This window comes from Saccharopolyspora shandongensis (genome assembly GCF_900106995.1).
Taxonomy (GTDB): domain Bacteria; phylum Actinomycetota; class Actinomycetes; order Mycobacteriales; family Pseudonocardiaceae; genus Saccharopolyspora; species Saccharopolyspora shandongensis.
This window is the reverse complement of sequence record NZ_FNOK01000010.1, coordinates 181,487-201,374: the sequence shown is the minus strand read 5'-3', so window position 1 is coordinate 201,374 and position 19,888 is coordinate 181,487. Positions and strand designations below refer to the sequence as shown.

The following is a 19,888-nucleotide window of genomic DNA, read 5'->3' as shown; positions in this document are numbered from 1 at the left end:
TATATCCCACCTATCGCCGATGCGGCAGGCGCAACGCCACCGAACGTTCAGCGCGACACAGCAACCCGTGGTTCCCCGGCAGGTTTTCGAATGCCCCATGCGCGCTCGCCGAGCAGCGCGAGCGCGGCTGGGAGGAGCACACCGCGCACGATGGTCGCGTCGATGAGGATCGCCACCGACATGCCCACGCCGAGCATCTTGTACTCCACCGCGGTGAGCACGACGAACACCGCGAACACCGCGGTCATGATCACCGCGGCGCTGGTGACCACGCTGGCGCTGCTGCCGATGCCGCCGACTATCGCCGCCCGCGCGCTCGCACCACCGCTCCAGCGCTCCCGGATCCGGCTGAGGATGAAGATGTGGTAGTCCATGCTCAACCCGAACAGCAGCGCGAACATGAACAGCGGCAGCCAGCCCACGACTCCGCCGTACGGGGTGAACCCCAACGCCCCGGCCAGGTTCCCGTCCTGGAAGACCCAGGTGAGCGCACCGTACGCGGCACCGACGGACAACATGTTCAGCAGTATCGACACGATCGCGACGGTCGACGTGCGGAACGCGGCCAGCAGCAGCACGAACGCCAGCAGCAGCACGAACCCGAACACCAGCGGCGTACCCGCCCGCACCTGGTTGGTGAAGTCGTAGGCGAAGGCGGTCCGGCCCGAGACCGCGTGCTCGATCCCGACCAGCTGCCCCAACGTCTCGGGCACGACCTGGTCGCGCAAGAGCTCCAAGGCGCGGTTCGAGGTCTCGTCGGTGCCGGAACCGGCCAGCGGCACCCGGATCACCACGGCGGCACCATTGCGAACGACCGTCATCGGTTCGGCGAGCAGGCCACCGCTGCTCGCGATCCGGTCGTGCAGCCGGTCAACGGCGGCCGGGACCGCCGGATCGTCCACCTCGCCCCAGAGCACCACCTTGGCCGGGGTGGGCGCACCGGGGAACGCTTCCTGCATCCGAATCGCACCGTCCACTGCGGACACTGTGCGGGGCAGGCTGTTCGTCGGCCCCGCGTCCTGCAGGTGCATGTCGAGCGCGGGCATCGCCATCAGCCCGAGCAGCAGCGTCGCCGCGCCACCGAAGACCAGCGGGCGGCGGACCACGGCCCGCGCCACCGCCATCCAGGTCCGCGACTCGCGCGCGGTGGACCGCCACTTGCCCAGCCACGGCACGCGCGCCTTCTCCACCCACGAGCCCAGCAGGGAGAGCACCGCGGGCAGCACCGTCACCGAACCGAGCAAGGCGAAGCCCACCACCAGCGCCGTTCCGATGGTGAGTGCCCGGAAGTTGGTCAGTCCGGTGAACAACAACCCGCCCACGCACAGCATCACCGTCAGGCCGGACACCACCACGACCCGGCCCGAAGTCCGCGCCGAGATGCGCAGCGCGTCCCCCACCGAACGGCCCGCCGCCCGCTCCTCGCGTTCCCGGCGCAGGTAGAACAGCGAGTAGTCGACGCCGACTGCCACCCCGATCAGCAGGATCATCGACGAGGTGGCGCTGTTGATCGGCAGCCACTTCCCCACCGCGCCCAACAGCCCGAAGGCGGCCGCCACCGTGGTCCCGGCCAGCAGCAGCGGGATCGACGCGGCGATCAGGGAACCGAACACGAACAGCAGGATCAGCACCGTGATCGGCAGCGAGATGAACTCCGAACGGCTGAAGTCCTCCTTGATCGACTGGTCCACCGCGGCGGCGAGGCTCTGGTCCCCGGCCTGCACCACCCGCACATCGGGGTGGCGCTGCGCCACCTCGCGCACCGCGGCCGACGCGTGGCGGTAGTGCTCGGTCATCTCCTCGTTCGGGCCGGCGATGAAGAACGTCACCAGGCCGGATGTGCCATCGCGGGAGATGTGCTGCCTGCCGTCCGGGGCCAGCGGGGAGCGGAGGTCGGCGACCGCGCCGGGCAGTCGCCGCAGCGTCGCCACCAGGTCCTCGGTGGCGCGGCGCAGTTCGGGGTCGTCGACGAACCGGCCGCCGCCGGCGTGCGCCTGGACCAGCACGTTCTCCCTGGCCGGTTCGTAGCCGGGCTGGTCCCGGATCACCTGCTCGGCCACGCCCGTCTCGCCGGGGTCCTGCCCACGCGCGTCCTCACCGGGCAGCAGCCCGCTGGAGAACACGGCCAACGCGACCAGTGCCAGCCAGCCGATGATCGCAATCCCGCGGTGCCGGATGGACCATCCGGCCAACCGCTCGATCAGCGCACCCGACCGGTCGCGGTGCGGCTGGGATCCGGCATCGGCAGGCCGATCGGGGGACCTTCCTTTGCGCAGCATGAACTAGAGTCCTCCCTCGAAGGAGCTGTCCTGTGAGCGCTCGCCCGCCAGGGCGAGTTGGGGCTTCTTCCCACCTGGGCCGCCGAGTTGCCGCTCGGCGGCCCAGAACCTTCGTTGGCACCAGCGCGGTTACTCCACTTGCTGGAGGATTTGTTCGATCTTCCGCATCCGCTGGTGCACCTCCGTCAGCTGGCCGCTCAACTCGGCCAGCTTCCGTTGGCTGTCCTCCTGGACCTGCACGGTCTTCTCCACCAATGCCCGGTACTCCTGTTCGCGGCGCAGCACGGCCTTGGCCCGCACCGTCGCGCCCAGCTGCCAGATGGACATCGTGATCACCGCGATGATCAGGACGAAAACGCCGATGACACCGATGATCTCCTGCCAGCCGTAGAAGCTCATTCCGTCGATCCTTTCTCGTCCGCGCTGAGAGTTCGGGCGGCGTCGCTGATGGTTTCCGGGGTCAGTTGGAGCGCGAACGGCCGCACCTCGTAGAACTTCATCGACTTGCCGTCCGCGGCGACCTCCAGGTGAGCCGTCACCAGACCAGCCGCCTCGAGCTTCCGGAGGTGCACCTGCAGCAGCGCCCTGCTGATGCCGAGTTCACGCGCCAGCCGGCTCACGTAGTTGCGTTGCGCTGTCAACGCCGCCAGCACCCGCATCCGGTGCGGATTGGCCAACGTCGCGAGGATCTGCACCAGATCATCTCCCGGTGGCATGGAGATCGTCACAACACCCACCACATGCAAACAAACCTTAGCGGGTGGCAGCGAGGGCTTCCAGCGCCGGTTACCCGGCCGGCTGGGCCGGCAGCGGCCACACGCGCCCACCGCGCCTGCGAAGTCGGCGGAAAGCGCGCACCACTTCGGTCAGGAAGGCGACGTCGCTGTCGAAATCGCCGCCACCGGGAACGCTGAGCTGCGCCGAGGAATGCACCAGCGGCCGACCGCACGCATGTGCCCGCAACGCCGCATCGAGCACCGCCGCCTCCACGATCGCATCGAGTTCCTGCCCGGTGACACCACTTCCGGAAGCCCGCCGGTGGGCTTCCACGGCGAATCCGGGATCGAGGTAGGGCTGCAACGCCAACCTGCCGTCGCGGATCTCGATGACCCGGCGGTACAACCGGAGCCCGACGTCCCTCGGCACCAGCACCTCGAACAGCCGTGGCAGGGGTGGCACCAGGGCGATCTGCGGGTTGGCGCGGTACAGCGCCAACCAGAGCGGGCGGAGCGCCAGGTACCTGCGGTAGCTCCGGAGCCAACGAGCCAGCGAGGGAAGCCGCAGCCGATGCCCCCACCACTGGCTGGTCGCGCCGACGAGCACGAGCACCGTCGCGGCCGGGGGCAGCCACACGTCCAGCAGTCGACCCGTCGCCGCCGGGTAGGCGACGTCGAACCTGTTCGCCGCAAAGAAGAAGGCCTTGTGCGCGTGGTAGACCAACGCGCAGAGCGCGCCGACACCGATCAGCCGCAACCCGGTCCGGAGCATCACACCGGTGACCAGTCGCGCGTACCGCCAGGTCTCCCAGGCGATGGCCAGCAACACCGGCGCGAGGCAGAAGAGGTACACCAGCCAGTACTCCAGGACCCACGGCGCATCACCGTAGCGAGAGGCGAAGCGCACCTCGTCGACGTCGACGGGGGCCAGCGCGAAAAGCACGCTCATCAAGGCGAAAGCACCGGCGATCCAGCAAGCGTGGTGCGCCGACCTGCGCTTGGCCACCTTCGCCGGGCAGTTCAGGTAGGACATGAAGGCGAACGCAGACCAGACGACCACCAGCATGGCGCCGTGCGAGAGCAACCGGGCCACGTTCGGGATACCGGTGATCCGGTCGATCTCGGCGTAGATCGCCGGGGTGTTCAGCGCCTGCGAGACCCCCAGGGCCAGCAGGCCCACCCGGACCACGCGCTGGGTCGTGCTGCGGGGAAGGCGCCCGTCCACCAGGGTCAGCACGACGATGATGCCCACGGCCACCGGTGGCCCGTAGAACCGCAGCGCATCAATCATGCCGGCCGGTCACTCCCCGCTCGCGCCCGGTTCGGCTTCCGGCCAGGCCAGTGCCGAGGCTATCCGCTCCGCCAGGTCCTCACCGCAGGTCGACTCGGGCGCGGTGACCGAATCCTGCTGCGCGCGTTGCAAGATGAGCGAGGCGAGCAGCTCGGCCTCCTGCTCTTCGACCTCCGTGTACGAGGTGCGCTGCAGCTCGCGGCGCACCATCGCGGGGTCGAGCCCGGGCAGCAGCGCCTGGGCGAAGTCGGCGATCGGCATCGGTGCGGCGTAGTGGTCGCAGAGCAGATGGCACAACTCGTGCAGGATTATGTGCTCCTGGTGGGGCAGCGTGGTCGCTTGCTCGTAGAAGACCAGGTCGATGTCGGCCGTCGCCAGCCACAGCCCCAGCACCCCGGAATTCCCGGTCATCGGCATTATCCGAAGTGGACGATCGCGGCGGGCGGCGACCACCTCACCCAGGGCTCGGGCACCGAACGGCCGGGGCAGGGGCAGCTCGTCCAGCCTGGCTTCGCAGCGGCGGCGCAGCTTCCGGAAGCTCCACGCGCGGCACCACGATGCAATCCCGCGAGACCTCAAGGCAGTTCCCCCGAGAAGGTCTGGTCAGTCGGCCTGGTCCGCCGGGGTGTCCGGTAGACCTTCTAGTTCGCGAACGCGTTCGATCATCTCCGCGAGCGCGCCGAGGCTCTTGGGCGACAGCCCGGAAGCGCGCAGCGCCATCCGGCGGATCGAGCTGTCCCGCAGGGCACTGAGCAGCGCCAGCTCGGCATCGATCTGCTCGGAGACGGAGTCATCGAAGAAGTAGGCGGGCGGCACGCCGAAAAAACCGGCGAGCGCCTCCAGGTGCCGTTTTGTCGGATTGTCCCGAATTCCCTTTCGCAGTTGCCAGATATAGGTCGCCGAGATGGTCGGCCCACCGCGTTCCCGGATCGCTTCGGCGACTTCCTCGTAGGTGCACTCGTGGCGGTGGGCGTTGCGGAACAGGTGGTCGACCTTCGCGGCGAGAGTTCTCCCACCGACCGGTGCCACGTCACCCATTCAAACCCCTTTATCCACGCGGCAACTATTTAACGTTCGCCGAGCCGAGCGTACCAGCATCAGCGGATGTGGACAGCGAAGGACGCCCCCTTGCCACGTCAGTTGACGGACACCAGGGCCCTGGGTAAATTGGCGACGACGGGAAGCTTTTCCCGGCTGAACCTGAAAAACGAAAGACACCAACTTTCGTCGGTAATCGGATTTCCCGCCGCCACCACCGCCACCACCGCCACCACCGGCAGCCGGCGGCGGAACTTTCTCCCGCTGCGGGCATCCCGCGTTTCGACGAACGGTTGAACGACTCGGCGATGGCGACCTAGCGGCCTGGTTCGGCCCCTGACCGGAACCGGCGGCAACGACGTGGGGGCGTTTCGCAGCCGAGTACCCGTCGCGGACGAGCGTGGCCGGCGAGCACCGGAGAGTGCTCGACGGCCGCGCCGCTGCCGCGCGGGCCCACCGCGGGAGGACCGCGGTCGCAACAGCAGGTTCGCGGCACCGCCGGCCGGGCCCGGTCGCGGTGGCGGCGCGCCCCGCTGATCCGGCCCACCCGCGCAGCACCGACCTATTACTGCGAACGTAGGAAAGGTGTCCCGTTGGAATGCCGCATTCTTGGCCCGGTCGGACTATGGTCCGGCGACGCCGAGCTTCCGCTAAAAGGATCAAAGCAGAGGACCATTCTGGCGGCACTGCTACTGGCCAGGGAAAGAGTCCTCTCCGACGCTCAGCTCGGCGGAGTTCTCTGGGGCGAGAACCCACCGGCCACCTACCAGGCGCAGATATATACCTATGCTTCGCGACTGCGTCGACACCTGTGCGGCGATATGTCGATAATTCGCCAAGGCCCGGGCTACTACCTGCGGATCGGGTCCGCCCGCTTCGATTTGCACGAGTTCGAACATCTTTCCCGGACCGGCCGCGCCGCGCTGCAAGCGCAGCAGTACGAGAAGGCCGCGCAACTGCTGCGCTCGGCGCTGGACCTGTGGCGCGGCCCGACGTTGACCGACGTCACGGAGTTGCTGGCGGAAATGGAACGCCCGCGAATCGAGGAAGCACGGATGGAAGCGCTGGAGGCGCGGATCGACGCGGACCTGGCGCTGGGGCGCCACGACCGGCTCACCGCCGAACTGGTCGGGCTGGTCAACGCGCACCCGCTGCGGGAACGCATCCGGGCCCAGTTCATGATCGCGCTGTACCGGTGCGACCGGCAGGCCGAAGCGTTCGCGACCTACCAGGAAGGGCGACGACTGCTCGGCGAGGAGTTCGGCGTCGACCCCAGCGAAACCCTCAAGAGCGCGTACCAGACGATCCTCACCAACGACCTGCCCCGGGTCCAGCTCCCGTCGGGCACCCGCGAGAGCCTCACCACCACCAGCCGACCGGCGATGCTCGCCACCGGCATCCCGGACTTCAGCGGCCGTTCCGATGAGCTCGACCTCATCTCCCGCTTCCTGCGCCCAGAACCGGGCGACGCGTCGCAGCGGCCCCCGGCCCTCGTCATCACCGGCATGGCCGGGATCGGCAAGACGACCCTCGCGGTCCACACCGCCAACCTGAACCGCGAGAACTTCCCCGACGGGGAGCTCTTCGTCGACCTGCAGGGCGGCAGCGAAAGCCCGCTGACCCCGTACCACGCGCTTGGCACGCTCCTGTGCGGTCTCGGCGTGGAAGAGCATTCCTTGCCGACGAGCACGGACCACCGCATCCAGCTCTACCGCAGCACGTTGGCGCACCGGCAGTCGGTGATCGTGCTCGACGACGCGGCCGACGTCGCCCAGATCCGACCGCTGCTGCCCGCGAACCCGAAGTGCCGAACCCTGATCACCACCAGGCCCAGCCTGACCACATTGGAAGGCCAGCGCACGATCAACCTCGGCTTCTTCGATTTCGGCGAAGCGAACGCGCTTTTCGCCCGCATCGTCGGCGACGCGCGCGTCCGCTCCGAACCGGTGGCGGCGCGGCAGATCGTCGAGTTCTGCGCCGGCCTACCGCTGGCCGTCCGGATCGCGGGCGCCCGGCTCGCCACCAAGCAGCACTGGTCGTTGTCCCGCTTCGCCGCCCGACTCGCCGACGAGCGCAGCCGCCTGAGCGAACTCCAGCTGGGCGACCTCGACGTCCGAGAGCGGCTGGAGCGCAGCTACCGGTTGCTCGATGAGCAGCCCCGCACCGCACTGCTGCAGCTCTCCCTGCTGGACCAACCCTCGTTCCCGCACTCCGCCACGAGCACCGTGCTCGGGCTTTCCGATGTGGTCGGTGAGCAGATCACCGAGCACCTGCTGGACCTGCACCTCCTCGAACTGGCCGAAGTGGACAGTGCCGGTCAGCACACCTACCGCTTTCACGACCTCGCCCGTCTGGTCGCCCGCGAACTGGCCCACGACGAGGCCTTCACTGCCGGCCGACAGAAGCCGTCAGTACCGGCCTGAGCGGCCGTTCCGAATCCCCGCAGCACCACCCGCCTTCTCCGGAATCGGGCTGGTCCACCACCTGCAAATAAATGTTAGCGGGCGGTGAACCAGGCCCCAATCCGCCGACCGGATGGCGTTCGCCCGCGCCGAGACCTCCCCGACGCGGGCGACTGACGGGGCGCGGTGCGCCGCTCAGCGGCCGTGCAGGTTTCGCAGGTATTCGTAGGTGCTGGGCAACTTCGCCACCAGTTCGGCGCGGCTGCGCTTGATCTCGGCGAACACCGCCTCCGCCCCCTCGAAGGCGTCGGGGCGGTAGGTCATCGCCGGCAGCGGGTGACTGGGCAGCACGTCCAGTCCGGCGAAGACGCAGTAGTAGCTGCTGTTGGTCCAGAAGTTGCGGAACTCCGCCTCGAAGTTCGCGTAGTAGTTGACCTCGTCGGTGATCGGCATGTTGATCGCCAGGCCGGCGCGGTAGGCGGCGATCTTGTGCTTGATGTCGTCGGCGAGCTCGAGTTCCTTGCAGGCCCGCCAGAACGGGGTGTCGGTGCGCGGGGCCAGCGTGAAGTGGGCCTGCAGGAAGTCCCGCGAGTCGTCGAACATGATCTCGATCTCGCGGTTGAACGAGTCGGCCAGCACCGGGTCGAACCGCTTGTCCGGGAAGTGCTTGCCCAGCTGGTAGAGCGCGGCTGTGATGAAGTAGATCCCGGTCGACTCCAGCGGTTCGAGGAAGCACGACGACAGGCCGATGCTCACGCAGTTCTTCACCCATGCCCGGCGGTTTCGCCCGACCCGGAACTTCACGTGGTTCAACGGCTGGGTCTCCGGGTCCAAGCCCCACATCCGGCAGAACTCGGCAGTGGCGGTGTCGGCGTCCGCGAACCTGCTGGAGTACACGTAGCCCGTGCCGAACCTGCCGAGCATCGGGATCTTCCAGGTCCACCCGGAGCTCATCGCGATCGACGAGGTGTAGGGCTCGACGCCGTTGGTCTCGTCGTCATGCGGCACCGCGGTGGCCACCGCGCTGTCGTTGAGCAGGTGGTCGCTCATGTCCAGGAACGGCTCCCGCATCACCTTGTTGATCAGCAGGCTGCGGAATCCCGAGCAGTCGATGAACAGGTCGCCTTCGATGGTCCGCCCGGCCTTGGTCTTCAGCGCGGTGATGTGACCCCGCTGGTCGATCAAGGCGTCGACCATCTCGTCCTCGACGTGCACCACGCCCTGCTTCTGGGTCGCGAACCTGCGCAGGAAGTCCGCGACCAGGTGGGCGTCGAAGTGCCACGCGTAGTTCGTCCACTTCGTACCGTCGGAGTGCCGGGGCGAGAGCTTCTGGTCGATGATCGCGGGTTCCCGGTAGCAGGCGTAGTCGAACGCCTCGTCCGTCTGCCCGCTCAGCTTCTTCGCCGCCCAGTAGTGCGACAGCGGGAGATTCTCGTGGTTGGGAAGGATGCCGAACAGGTGGTAGTAGTGGTCGGTGCCGCCGCCGTGCGGACGCGCGTCGGCCTGACCGGTCCCGTCGGTGCGCCAGTTGATGAACTTGATGCCCATCTTGAAACTGGCGTTGCACTCGCGCATCCACTCCTCCTCGGAAAGCCCGAGGAAATCGAAGAAGGTCTTGTGCAGGTTGGGAACCGTCGCCTCGCCCACCCCGATCTTCGGGATCGACGGCGCCTCCAACACGGTGATCCTGGCGTGCTGGCCCAGTGCTTTGCCCAGGTATGCGGCGGTCATCCAGCCCGCCGTACCACCGCCGAGGACGACCACATCCTTGATCCGATGATCTTCCATGCCAATAGGCACCCTTCACTCGCACAGCCTGATCGAGGGCCGCGTAGGACACCACCGCGACCTGGTTCGCGCTGAAATTCCACAGGATTCCACTGCCCGCAACACCGATTCGCGGACAGCGCCACTGTTCCGGGGCAACAGATACTCCGGCTATATTCGAGCTATTGCAGAATTCCAGCCGGTCGGGCACTCGACGCCCACAGGCGTCGACCGCGCCCGCCGGCGCCGGACGACCTGGGTGCGGATGTGTCACCGAAGCCGACAATCACGGAACGGCCAACGATGCCGGAGCCCAGGCTTCCCGCGCGGGAGGCCTGGGTCCGGCTTCCGGCAGCTGAGCGTCAGAGCGGGTTCGCGTTGATGTGGAAGCGAACCTGTTCGATATTCGATGCCACGCCGAGGATTTTCAGGTCCTTGGCGTCGATGCGACCGTCGTGGTCGAAGTCCGCAACAACATCCGGTGCATCGTCGTAGACGCCGTTGTGGTCGAGATCGTCGACGACGGCCACGGTCAGTGTGGTGTCAACACCCTTGCCCGCGATGGCATCGCCGACGATCCAGGTGTCCCAGACCTCGGTCCGGTCGTCAGCACGGTCGGTGAGGCCGGTGAGGTTGAACAGATTGGCCAGGTTCGTGCCGGGGCCGGCGAATTTCCGCTCTGGGTTCGTGATCGTGGAGGAAGTGAGGACGACCAGGCCCGGCAGGCGGTCGTCCTTGCCTGGGGAGAACGTCCCGGGGAACGGGGGCACGTTGTTGTGGCCGGCGGGTCCGGTGAGCTGAAGGCCGCTCAGTCCGGCACGTGCCGGGCCGTTCTGGCCGCGGAAATCGACCGCGAGGTCGACGAACCAACCTCGGCCGGAGGCGCCCGCGTTGTCTCCGTTCCTGGGTGCGAACACCTCGACCTTCGCATCCGAGGCGGTGTCCGTTGCGTTGTCAGCCTGGGCGGAGACCGTCGCGGCGACGGTCGCTGCAACGGCGATGGTCAGTCCGGCACTGATCGTCATCGTGGCCCGTTTCGAAATACTCCGGCGCATCAAGTGCTCCTTGCTCGTCGGCAACTTCTCACCGAGCCATACGACAAGAGCGACTGTCCGGTTCAACGAGAGAGCCGATGTGGCGGCCTGGCTTCCTCTCCCTCTGCCACGTAGTGGAAGGTCTCGGCGGGGTCGTCGTCGGGGATGTCGTTGAAGGTCCCGCCGGGTGACACCCGCACCCCGACCTGGTCCGCGCCCCAGACCTCGATCAAATTCAAGCGTCATCCAGCCGACCGCCGCGTCGAGCGCGCGCTGACAGCACCGGGCGGCCGGTCGTCGCTCAGAGCGTCGTACGGGCCGTCCTCGGCCTGCTGATGGATTCGACGGTTCTGTAACGATTGCCGGAATTCAGTAGGCGGGGTTCGGCGACGTTCTTACTGTTCACTCGTGACATTGCCACCTATTCAAGGGCGAGGCGGACAGCCCCAGGACGGGCTTCCCGAGCCAGAAGCACCCGACCAGGGCGGGCAGTCGCACGTCCAGGGCGGGCAGCCGCACGTCCAGGGCGGGCAGCCGCACGTCCAGGGCGGGCAGCCGCACGTCCAGGGCGGCGAGTCGCCCCAACCGCAGACCGGCTTCCTGCACGCGCAGCACGGTTATCCGCAAGCGCCGTACGGGAATCCGTTCGCGGCTCCACCGGTGCCCGCACAAGAATTGACCGAACCGCGTCGGCCGCGAACGATCGAGATGGCGTTCTGGATCGCTATGGTCGTGCCGCTGCTGGTCAGCACGCTGGACACCGTCTTCGCCTACCTGGCGAACGATATGATCACCTCCGTTCTCAACGCCGCCTTGGAGCAGTACGGTGTAGAGCCGGTACCAGCCCAGGACACGGACTGGATTTACACCGCAGTCATGTACGTTGTTCTGGTCGCGCTGTGGATCGCATTCGGATTCCAGTTGCGCGCGGGCCGAAACTGGGCTCGGGTGACACTCATCGTGCTCGCTGCGGTCTGGCTGTGCTTCGAACTGCTGGGCGGCCTCCTGGCACCCGTTATCTACGTGGCGCTCGGGATGCCGTGGGATCTCGGACTTCCCATTGGGATGGTCGTCTTGACCTTGCTCGTCCGCGCACTGGCTCTGACCGGCACCATCACGTTCATCGTCCTGGCCTGCCGCAAGCCCTCGAACCAGTACTACCAGGAGACCCGCTACTTCCAGATGGCCCAGTGGCGCGCCCAAGCGGCCCCCTGGCGGTGACGTCGATCTGCACCGAGCGTCACCGACAAATGTCCGCACCCCATGTGGACCGTGTCACCATCTTGCATCGGAGTGCACGCGGGTCTTCGCTGGAACGACGCTACGGTTTGGCTTTGGTGAGATAGCCGATCATCGCGTTCGGCCTCCGAACCACCGCCTTCTCCGGTTGCGGACGGCATGCGACAATCGCGGCGTGCACCGTTCAAGCCCAAGATCTTCCTCGTCGTGGTGGCGACTTGCGACGGTGCTGGCGGGAATCTCACTGGTCGCCGGATGTGGTGGCGCGGCGACGAACGAGGTGAGCGACGCCGGGGATCCTCCGACCGGCATCGCGGTTGGCCCGACGATGTACTACCTGAAAGGCAACACCCTGCGCCCGGTGATCGTGCCGACGGGCGGCACGGTTCGGGACGTGCCATTCGGCAAGCTCGGTGACGTGCGTGGCGCGGTGCAGTACCTGATGCTCGGGGCAGGACTCAGCGGTTCCGAGGAGAACAAAGCGCTTCGTACCGAGGTGCCCAAGCTCGGCGCAGCACTCGTGAACGTGAACGTCGTCGTGACCGATCGTGTGATCACCGTGGTTCTCCCGTCCTACGACCTGTCACCGCTGGCCGTCGACCAGGTCGTGTGCACCGCCCTCGCGGTCGACTCAGCGCGCGGCGGAACGACGCGAGGAAAAACCGTCGACATCCTGCTGCACAAGGGAATCACAGGTGACCGGATCGCCGGCCGCACCTGCCCAGCGATCAGCTGAATCCACTGCCTACGGATGCCGCACCGCGCGGCCGCGCATCAAAATTCGATCGGCCCGCTTGTGTCGTTGTGACGAGGCATTCGAAGCACGAACCGGGCCCCTCCTTCCGGCCAGTTGCCGGCTTGGATGTCGCCGCCGTGCAGCTGAGCGTTGGCCTGGGCGATCGCGAGCCCGAGCCCGCTGCTCTCCGAACGGGTCCGCACCGCGTCCGCCTTGTAGAACCGGTCGAACACGTGCGGCAGCACGTCGGGACTCAGCCCAGGCCCGTGGTCGGTGACCTCCAGCTCGATCCGGTTCTCGGTGTCCCGGAGCACCACGGAAACCGGCGGTCGGCCGTGGCGCAGGGCGTTACCCACCAGATTCGCGACGATAACGTCCAGCCGGCGCCGGTCCAGCCTGGCGCCCAGTCCGTCCGGCAGCTCCAGCTGCACGGCGTCGGTCCATCGCCGGGCGTCGAGCGTTGCCCTCACAGCTTCGCCGGCATCGACGTCCTCCTGCACCAGCTGGGCGGATCCCGCGTCGAACCGCGAAACCTCGATCAGGTCTTCGACCAGACGGGTCAGCCGGCGAGTTTCCCGCACGAGGAGCCGGGCCGATCTGGCCGCGTTGTCCGACATGCGAGAAGCCTCCCCTTCAAGGATGTCGGTCACCGCGATCATCGCGCTCAGGGGAGTGCGCAGTTCGTGGGAGACGTCGGCGACGAATCGGCGGGAGTCGGCTTCCATGCGCCGGAGTTCGGAAACGATGCGTTCCAGCTCCGCAGCGCTGTTGTTGAAGGTGCTCGCGAGCTCGGCCAGCTCGTCATTACCGCGGACCTGGAGCCGCGCGGTGAGGTCTCCGCCGGAAAGCCGGACCGTTGCTCGGCGGAGCTCGCGCACCGGTCGCAGCACACCCCTGGCGGACAGCAGCGCGACCAGCACGGCCAGCGGCACCGCGAGCACACCCGTCAGCCACGCCATGCGGGCCTGCGCGTTGATCTGCTGCTGGATGGCCGACAGGTCGTGAACGACGTACACCTCCAAACCCGAAGGCACACTCGTGCCGCTCAGCTGCCTGGTCAGCACGGGCATCCCGATTGCCAGCGCGGGCCCTTTGGAGGTGCCGACTTGCTGCACCTCGACCCGCGAACGGATACGCACAGCTGCCTGCAGCTCAGGCGAGATCACCGGGTCCAGCGGCGTTTCCGGAGCACGCAGATCGTGGTAGACGACGGTGGCGCCGGTGGGAAGCTGCGCGGCGAGCGCGTCCAGCGATGGCTGGTCCGGGGGGTACGTCAGGTCCGGAGCGAGTGCGGTCACGCGCTGGCGTACGTCTGCGACTGCCGAGTTCTGGTCCGCAGCCAGCAGGGACGAACGTGCCGTCGCATAACCGGCCACGGTGGCCGCGGCCACGGCCGCCATCGACACCAGCAGGAAACCGAATATCAGCCGAACCCGCAGCCCGCTCAGGAATCGGGGAGTCCTCACCGGACCTCTTTCACTGATCAAACCGGTCCGAAGCGGTAGCCGAAGCCCCACACGGTTTGCACGTAGGCGGGGCTCGCCGGGCTGTCCTCGATCTTGGAGCGCAACCGCTGCACGCAGGCGTCGACGATCCGGGAGTCCCCGAGGTAGTCGTGTTCCCACACCGCCTGCAGCAGCTGCTGCCGGCTGAACACCTGGCCGGGTGTCGCGGACAAGGTGAGCAGCAGCCGCAGCTCCGTCGGCGCCAGCGCCACCCGGCTGCCGGCCTTGGTCACGACCAGTGAGCTTCGGTCGATCAGCAGGTCCCCATGGGTCTGGGCCGATAGCTGCGGTGATGCACCGCGACGCAGCACAGCCCTGATCCGGGCGTCGAGAACTCGGGGCTGGACGGGCTTGACCACGTAGTCGTCGGCGCCCGCCTCCAGACCGCTGACGACGTCCAGGTCGTCACTTCGCGCGGTCAGCATGATGATCGGAACCTCACCGGAGCCCCGGATACGGCGGCACACCTCGAAGCCGTCCATCCCCGGCAGCATCAGATCGAGCACCACGATGTCCGGCGGCTGCGACCGGAAAGCGGCGAGCCCCTCCTCCCCCGTCGATGCGGTCCGCACCACATGCGCCTGTTGGCCAAGGCCCAGCTGCAGACCCTCCCGCACCGCGGGATCGTCCTCGATCAACAACACATGTGACACCCGAACAGTATCGGCTTCGCCTTTTGGTTCGAACACGCCGACCACCCCTCATCGCACAGCCAGGACGTCCCGATGGCCGCCCCACAAGCCCGTGCACAATTCGTGACAAATCGGTGACGCGGTCATTTGACCTGGGGTGGGAGCGCCTCGACTACCAGGTCGGCGTAGAGGTCGGTGCCGTTCGGGTTCCGCGGGTGCGTGTCATCGTCCCAGAAGACATCCGGGTGGTTCTGCACCGCGGTGCGCCAGTCGACCACGGTGACGTTCGGCCACCTGGCCTCGGCGTCCGCCAATTTCGCGTTGACCCGGTCCTGCCACTCCTTGGGGACGCTGATGTTGATCAACACCACCGCACGCTGCGGTCCGGCTTCCCAGATCACGCGTTCCAGGGTGCTCGTGTTGAAGTCTCCGTTGGTGCCCAAGCCGACGACGACCACCGAGCCCAGCCTGCCGCTGTCGCGTTCGGATGCGATCAGCTCCGGAAGGTCCCACATCTGGCGGCCGATCTTCACGTCCAAGTTCGCGCCCGGCAGCCTTTCCCGCAGTGCGGTGCCGGCTGCCGCCATGACGGAGTCGCCGAAAGCGGTCACCCCGGTACCCGGCACACGACGTTCTTCGATGGCAGGCACCTGAGTTCCTTGGATGGCGGGCACCTCCGCCGACGGAGCGACCGGGGGCGGGGGTGACGAGTTCAGCGGAGTGGTCCCAGCCGCATCCTCGCCCGCAGCGATCTGGGACTGGAGGTCGTTCTTCGGCGGCGCGAGCACCATGCCCGTGACTGCGAGCAGAAGCAGCACCACCACGCCACCGGTGAGGACGGCCGGCCCTGTCCTGGTATCGCCCGTGCGCGATGGAGCGGCCAGTCGACGGATCGTCGCGCGGATACCGTTGCGGCGGAACGGTTGCTCAACCCAACGGTAGGAAACCGCCGCAGCCGCGAGGGAAACAGCCGTGACCAGACCCACGAACAGGAAATCGGAAACAGCGAGACCGCCGGCCGAGAACAGCACGACCACGGGCATGTGCCAGAGGTAGATCCCGTAGGAGCGCAAACCGATCCACCGGAGAGGTTGCCAACTGAGCAGGCGACCGAACCAACCAGCCGCCGGGATCGCCGCTGCCACCACCGCACCGGCGACGACGGCGACCAATCCGAAACCGCCGGAATACAGGAACTCGCTCGACCCGCTCAGCAGTGCAGCCATGAAGGCGAGCGCCGCTGCTCCGGCCAAGCCGAGCACGCCGAGGACGCTGGCGCCGGCACGTTTCAGCCCCGCCAACCACTGCGATGGCATCGCGATCGCCAACGTGGCCCCCAGCAGAAGACCGAACGCATGCGTGTCGGTCCCGTAGTAAACGCGCGACGCGTCAGCTCCCGGATCGTGCAGCACGATCATCGCGATGACGGAAGCGCAGGCCATGGCGAAGGCGATGCAGGCGCGTGCACTCCGACGGCGCACCAGGCGCAGCACCACGAGCAGAACCAGCGGCCAGACCAGGTAGAACTGTTCCTCCACTGCGAGCGACCACAGGTGCAGGAGCAGCGACTGGTCCCCGAACTGGGAGAAGTACGACGCCCCGCTGACGACGCCCCACCAGTTGCTGGTGAACGTCACCGCCGCCAGCAACTCGCCGCCGATACCGGACAGCAGACTGGGTTTCACGACCGTTGCTGCCGCCGTAGCAACCACTAGGACCACCAGCACCGCCGGAACGAGCCGACGGACCCGCCGTACCCAGAAAGCCGTCAGATCCAGACCACCCTTCTGCTGCCACTTGGCGCACAGCTGATCCGTGATCAGATACCCGCTGATGACGAAGAACACATCCACGCCGAGGAATCCGCCCGGCAACCACTCCTCGTTCCCGTGGTAGACCAGCACCATCAGGACCGCGAGCGCCCGCAGGCCGTCGAGTCCACGTGCGTACCGCCGTTTCGCGTCGCCGGTCCGGTTCTCCGCCGGTATCCGCTGCATCCGCACTGTCTGGTCCGCAGCAGGTTCGCGACCAAGCGGCGGCAGGCGAAGTGGAACTGTGTCAGCCGTCCCCAGCGGTACCGGTCTCATCGGGGCCGTGTCGGCGGTGCCCCTTGGCGTTGCTGCCGTAGGAGCGGCTTCCCCGAAACCGTGCTGCGGCGTCATGCGACGCCTCGTGTTCATCTGATTACCCCTTGCTACAGCGGTGGTCGCAGCTAGACCGGCGGCACGAGCACGACCAAGCCCGCACGTCGAATTGGCGGCCATGTACGCGAAGGCCATTCGAAAGCGTCCGGCGCGTTTCCCGGTCGTCAGCGGAACCGCTCAGGCATCAGTCCCGCGAGCTCCCGACATGTGGACGGATGCGAACCCTGCACGTCTGTCCTTCATGGTGCGCAAGGGATGTGCGCATCGTTCAATGGCGATGTCATGGTCATGTCACAGACCGCTGCTGAGGCTGTGACTTCTGGTACCCATCGCCGTCGGAACAAGCGATGCGCCACGTCGTGGAACCATCCGGACCTGTTACAGATCCAAGACATTTCCCGCGCATGGGCATGACATCGTCCCGCCAAACTCGATGCCATGCCAGCCGCATCGCCGCCACCCCGGACCACCCGGCGCCGGGCTCGCCGCATCACCATCGCGCTCGTGTGCGTCGGGGCGATCGGTGCCGCCGCCTACGGCCTGCTCTCTTCCCACCTGCCGTACAAGTCCGTGGACGTCTTCGAAGCGCTGGGGGACGATCGCCCGAGCGCGGCGCCCGACAGTACGGGCCGAACACCGCTGAACATCCTGCTGATCGGTTCGGACACCCGGTCCGGCGACAACGCCGCCTACGATGCCGCCGGCGACCAGCAGATCGCCGGGGCGAGGTCGGACACGATGATGGTGGTCCACCTCTCCGCCGACCGCCGAAGCGCCACCGTCGTCTCAATCCCCCGCGACACCCTGGCACCCCGGCCGCCGTGTCCGTTGCGCGATGGGCGATGGACGCCGGCGGCCAGGCAGGCCACGATCAACATGGCGCTCGGAGTCGGCGGGGTGACCTGCGTGGTGACGACCGTCGAGAAGCTCACCGACCTGCGGATCGACCACGTCGTCCAGGTCGACTTCGTCGGATTCGCCAGGCTCGTCGACGCGATCGGTGGTATCGAGGTCACGCTGCCGGAACCGATCGACGATCCGTACAGCGGCCTCCACCTCGCCGCCGGCAGCCATCTGCTCAACGGCGAGCAGGCATTGGCCTTCAACCGCACCAGGCACGGCGTCGGCGACGGTAGCGACCTCGCCAGGATCGGCCTGCAACACCAGTTCCTCACCGCGCTCTGGCACAAGCTGGATGCCGAACAACTGCTGTTCGATCCCGTGCAACTTCAACGAATTCTGCGCACCGCGGGCTCCGCGGTCACGGTCGACAGCGGCCTGTCCTCATTGGACGCAATTCTGAACCTCGGGACACGTCTACACGACCTGTCCGCGCAGGAGGTCACCTTTCTGACCATGCCGCACGCCCCCAGCTCGGCCGACCCCAACCGCGTGGTCCCTGCTCAGCCCAGAGCGGACCAACTGTGGCTCCAGCTCCGCACCGACCAGCCCACCACGGCGCTGGACGGACCCGGCTAGGGACGACGTCCGGTCCTCAATGGCCCTGCCCAGACAGGGGCGGGCCAGAGCAGGACTTTGCCGTGACCGGCATCACCGCATGCCGGGCCAACCGCTCCACTGCTCCAACGTCCAAATAGGAAAACGAAGAACGAAGCCAGGGGGACATCACGTGGCCAACACTGTCGGACGGCGCACGATGCTGGGGATTCTCGCAGCCGCTGCCACTGCCGCCTTCCAACCGAGAATCGGCCCGGCGCACGCAGATCCCGCTCCCAGCGGGCCCAACTGGCGGCCCCTTTCCGCACTCCTCGGAGATCGGCTGGTGCTCCCTCCGGATGCGCGCTACGAGGCGGACCGGCTGCCGTTCAATCTCGTCTACGACGATCGCAGGCCGGCCGCCCTCGCGCACGTACGCACGCCGGACGAGGTGCGAGCATGCCTGGAGTTCGCGCAGACCACGCGGATGCCGGTCGCAGCACGCAGCGGCGGACACAGCTACGCGGCCTACTCGACCCCGCAGGACGGCCTGGTCATCGCCCTCGACGGCCTGAACGGGATCGAGGTCCATGCGGACGGCACCGCATCGATCGGGCCGGGAGCGCGGCTCGGAGATGTCTATGCCGCGCTGGCGCGGGCAGGGCGGTGCCTGCCCGCGGGTTCATGCCCATCGGTGGGCATCGGCGGGCTCACGCTGGGCGGTGGTATCGGACCGCTGACCCGCCAATACGGATTGACCTGCGACCAGTTGGTGTCGGCGCAGGTCGTGACCGGTGACGGACGCATGGTCACGGCCTCCGCCGACTCCGAACCCGAACTGTTCTGGGCGTTGCGCGGCGGAGGAGGCGGCAACTTCGGCATCGTGACCTCGCTGCAGCTGACCACCGCACCCGCCCCGGAGCTGACGGTGTTCTCGCTGCGATTCCCCGCCGGATCAGCCGCCGCCGTCTTCGGTGCGTGGCAGGACTGGCTTCCCAGCTCGCCCCGCGAGTTGTGGGCCAACTGCATAATCTCGGCGGGGACGCCGCCGAGGGCACGATCGGCCGGATGCTTCGTCGGCCGGCCAGAACAGCTCGACCCGCTCCTCGACGACCTGGAACGCCGCGCCGGAGTCCGATCCGACGCGCGCACGGTCCTGCCCAAGGACTTCCTGGGCGCCATGCAGTTCTTCGCAGGCAGCAGTTCCAAGCAGGCTTTCGCCGCTTCCTCGCTCATCCTGCGACACCGTGCCGACCCCGCGAGCGTGGAGCGTCCCCTCACGTCCCCGGCAGGTCTCGACGTGATCTTCGACGGACTCGGCGGGGCGGTGTCCGAAATCGCTTCGGACAAAACCGCGTTCCCGCACCGGGACGCGCTGGCCACCGCCCAGATCTACGCAGGCACGAAGCCCGGGCAGAGCGAACCGGCAACCTCGCGAGTGCGGCAGGTCCACGACCAGCTCAGCGACGTCCTGGGCACCGGCGCGTACGTGAACTACATCGACCCGGCGCGACCGACCGACGACTACTACGGAACCCATCTGCCCCGGCTCCGCTCCGTCGCGGCGACCTACGACCCCGACCAGGTGCTCGCATTCCCGAAGTCGGTGGCCACGTTGTAGAACTGTTCGAACTCGCGCAAGGCATGGAGCAGGTGCCGCCGGTTCCA

At 67.4% G+C, this 19,888-nt stretch carries 19 protein-coding genes; 6 read left to right on the top strand and 13 right to left on the bottom strand.

All coding sequences use genetic code 11. The features are described 5' to 3' along the window. Positions 1-47 precede the first annotated feature (47 nt). From BLW84_RS13665 to BLW84_RS13640, 6 genes are all read right to left on the bottom strand, one after another. Complete coding sequence (locus BLW84_RS13665) at positions 48-2,279, bottom strand: MMPL family transporter (protein ID WP_093265473.1); 2,232 nt, start codon at positions 2,277-2,279, stop codon at positions 48-50. Positions 2,280-2,408: 129 nt separating this feature from the next. Then, entirely contained in the window at positions 2,409-2,678 is a 270-nt protein-coding gene (locus BLW84_RS13660) for a hypothetical protein (protein ID WP_093265472.1), read from the bottom strand. Then, positions 2,675-2,995, bottom strand: coding sequence for an ArsR/SmtB family transcription factor (locus BLW84_RS13655; RefSeq protein WP_093265501.1), 321 nt, complete (start codon positions 2,993-2,995; stop codon positions 2,675-2,677). Before BLW84_RS13655 ends, BLW84_RS13660 begins: the two co-directional genes overlap by 4 nt. Positions 2,996-3,065: 70 nt before the next feature. Further along, positions 3,066-4,286 carry an MAB_1171c family putative transporter gene (locus BLW84_RS13650; RefSeq protein ID WP_093265470.1) on the bottom strand — a complete coding sequence of 407 codons (1,221 nt, stop codon included), beginning with the start codon at positions 4,284-4,286 and terminating at the stop codon, positions 3,066-3,068. A gap of 9 nt (positions 4,287-4,295) precedes the next feature. Beyond that, positions 4,296-4,697: an ImmA/IrrE family metallo-endopeptidase gene (locus BLW84_RS13645; protein ID WP_177226449.1), complete on the bottom strand. Its 402-nt coding sequence runs from the start codon at positions 4,695-4,697 to the stop codon at positions 4,296-4,298. Between the two features lie 192 nt (positions 4,698-4,889). Beyond that, on the bottom strand, positions 4,890-5,324 hold the full coding sequence (locus BLW84_RS13640; protein ID WP_093265469.1) for a helix-turn-helix domain-containing protein: 435 nt from the start codon (positions 5,322-5,324) through the stop codon (positions 4,890-4,892). Between the two features lie 66 nt (positions 5,325-5,390). On the opposite strand from BLW84_RS13640, the gene BLW84_RS46155 reads away from it, so the two are divergent. Next, on the top strand, positions 5,391-5,621 hold the full coding sequence (locus tag BLW84_RS46155) for a hypothetical protein (protein ID WP_143060942.1): 231 nt from the start codon (positions 5,391-5,393) through the stop codon (positions 5,619-5,621). 524 nt (positions 5,622-6,145) lie between these two features. After that, positions 6,146-7,747: a BTAD domain-containing putative transcriptional regulator gene (locus tag BLW84_RS13635; RefSeq protein ID WP_093265467.1), complete on the top strand. Its 1,602-nt coding sequence runs from the start codon at positions 6,146-6,148 to the stop codon at positions 7,745-7,747. A 174-nt stretch (positions 7,748-7,921) separates the two neighbouring features. Here BLW84_RS13635 and BLW84_RS13630 read toward each other — a convergent pair whose 3' ends face one another. From BLW84_RS13630 to BLW84_RS13620, 4 genes are all read right to left on the bottom strand, one after another. Next, positions 7,922-9,514 carry a tryptophan halogenase family protein gene (locus BLW84_RS13630; protein WP_093265466.1) on the bottom strand — a complete coding sequence of 531 codons (1,593 nt, stop codon included), beginning with the start codon at positions 9,512-9,514 and terminating at the stop codon, positions 7,922-7,924. Between the two features lie 341 nt (positions 9,515-9,855). After that, complete coding sequence (locus BLW84_RS13625; protein ID WP_093265464.1) at positions 9,856-10,518, bottom strand: hypothetical protein; 663 nt, start codon at positions 10,516-10,518, stop codon at positions 9,856-9,858. 92 nt (positions 10,519-10,610) lie between these two features. Next, positions 10,611-10,766 carry a hypothetical protein gene (locus BLW84_RS47430; RefSeq protein ID WP_177226432.1) on the bottom strand — a complete coding sequence of 52 codons (156 nt, stop codon included), beginning with the start codon at positions 10,764-10,766 and terminating at the stop codon, positions 10,611-10,613. A gap of 163 nt (positions 10,767-10,929) precedes the next feature. Next, the gene (locus BLW84_RS13620; protein ID WP_093265463.1) at positions 10,930-11,154 is read right to left on the bottom strand and encodes a hypothetical protein; all 225 of its coding nucleotides are present in this window, start codon (positions 11,152-11,154) and stop codon (positions 10,930-10,932) included. Between the two features lie 81 nt (positions 11,155-11,235). Between BLW84_RS13620 and BLW84_RS13615 the strand changes: the two genes are divergently transcribed. After that, the gene (locus tag BLW84_RS13615) at positions 11,236-11,748 is read left to right on the top strand and encodes a hypothetical protein (protein WP_093265461.1); all 513 of its coding nucleotides are present in this window, start codon (positions 11,236-11,238) and stop codon (positions 11,746-11,748) included. 244 nt (positions 11,749-11,992) lie between these two features. After that, a complete protein-coding gene (locus BLW84_RS13610; RefSeq protein WP_143060941.1) occupies positions 11,993-12,502 on the top strand; it encodes a hypothetical protein in 510 nt (169 codons plus the stop codon). A 38-nt stretch (positions 12,503-12,540) separates the two neighbouring features. Here the strand turns inward: BLW84_RS13610 and BLW84_RS13605 are convergent, their stop codons facing one another. From BLW84_RS13605 to BLW84_RS13595, 3 genes are all read right to left on the bottom strand, one after another. Then, complete coding sequence (locus BLW84_RS13605; RefSeq protein WP_342743145.1) at positions 12,541-13,968, bottom strand: ATP-binding protein; 1,428 nt, start codon at positions 13,966-13,968, stop codon at positions 12,541-12,543. A gap of 17 nt (positions 13,969-13,985) precedes the next feature. After that, complete coding sequence (locus tag BLW84_RS13600) at positions 13,986-14,660, bottom strand: response regulator transcription factor (protein WP_093265459.1); 675 nt, start codon at positions 14,658-14,660, stop codon at positions 13,986-13,988. Between the two features lie 122 nt (positions 14,661-14,782). After that, positions 14,783-16,636: an acyltransferase family protein gene (locus BLW84_RS13595; RefSeq protein ID WP_177226448.1), complete on the bottom strand. Its 1,854-nt coding sequence runs from the start codon at positions 16,634-16,636 to the stop codon at positions 14,783-14,785. Between the two features lie 585 nt (positions 16,637-17,221). On the opposite strand from BLW84_RS13595, the gene BLW84_RS13590 reads away from it, so the two are divergent. After that, on the top strand, positions 17,222-18,262 hold the full coding sequence (locus BLW84_RS13590) for an LCP family protein (RefSeq protein WP_093265457.1): 1,041 nt from the start codon (positions 17,222-17,224) through the stop codon (positions 18,260-18,262). A 304-nt stretch (positions 18,263-18,566) separates the two neighbouring features. Continuing rightward, positions 18,567-19,841, top strand: coding sequence for an FAD-binding oxidoreductase (locus BLW84_RS13585; protein ID WP_245761123.1), 1,275 nt, complete (start codon positions 18,567-18,569; stop codon positions 19,839-19,841). Positions 19,842-19,888: the final 47 nt, after the last annotated feature.

Excerpts from the sequence above, each read along its gene's own strand:
- BLW84_RS13665 (WP_093265473.1), bottom strand. The coding sequence starts at position 2,279 with ATGCTGCGCAAAGGAAGGTCCCCCGATCGGCCTGCCGATGCCGGATCC.
- BLW84_RS13660 (WP_093265472.1), bottom strand. The coding sequence starts at position 2,678 with ATGAGCTTCTACGGCTGGCAGGAGATCATCGGTGTCATCGGCGTTTTC.
- BLW84_RS13655 (WP_093265501.1), bottom strand. The coding sequence starts at position 2,995 with ATGCCACCGGGAGATGATCTGGTGCAGATCCTCGCGACGTTGGCCAAT.
- BLW84_RS13650 (WP_093265470.1), bottom strand. The coding sequence starts at position 4,286 with ATGATTGATGCGCTGCGGTTCTACGGGCCACCGGTGGCCGTGGGCATC.
- BLW84_RS13645 (WP_177226449.1), bottom strand. The coding sequence starts at position 4,697 with ATGACCGGGAATTCCGGGGTGCTGGGGCTGTGGCTGGCGACGGCCGAC.
- BLW84_RS13640 (WP_093265469.1), bottom strand. The coding sequence starts at position 5,324 with ATGGGTGACGTGGCACCGGTCGGTGGGAGAACTCTCGCCGCGAAGGTC.
- BLW84_RS46155 (WP_143060942.1), top strand. The coding sequence starts at position 5,391 with ATGTGGACAGCGAAGGACGCCCCCTTGCCACGTCAGTTGACGGACACC.
- BLW84_RS13635 (WP_093265467.1), top strand. The coding sequence starts at position 6,146 with ATGTCGATAATTCGCCAAGGCCCGGGCTACTACCTGCGGATCGGGTCC.
- BLW84_RS13630 (WP_093265466.1), bottom strand. The coding sequence starts at position 9,514 with ATGGAAGATCATCGGATCAAGGATGTGGTCGTCCTCGGCGGTGGTACG.
- BLW84_RS13625 (WP_093265464.1), bottom strand. The coding sequence starts at position 10,518 with ATGACGATCAGTGCCGGACTGACCATCGCCGTTGCAGCGACCGTCGCC.
- BLW84_RS13615 (WP_093265461.1), top strand. The coding sequence starts at position 11,236 with ATGGCGTTCTGGATCGCTATGGTCGTGCCGCTGCTGGTCAGCACGCTG.
- BLW84_RS13595 (WP_177226448.1), bottom strand. The coding sequence starts at position 16,636 with ATGCAGCGGATACCGGCGGAGAACCGGACCGGCGACGCGAAACGGCGG.
- BLW84_RS13590 (WP_093265457.1), top strand. The coding sequence starts at position 17,222 with ATGCCAGCCGCATCGCCGCCACCCCGGACCACCCGGCGCCGGGCTCGC.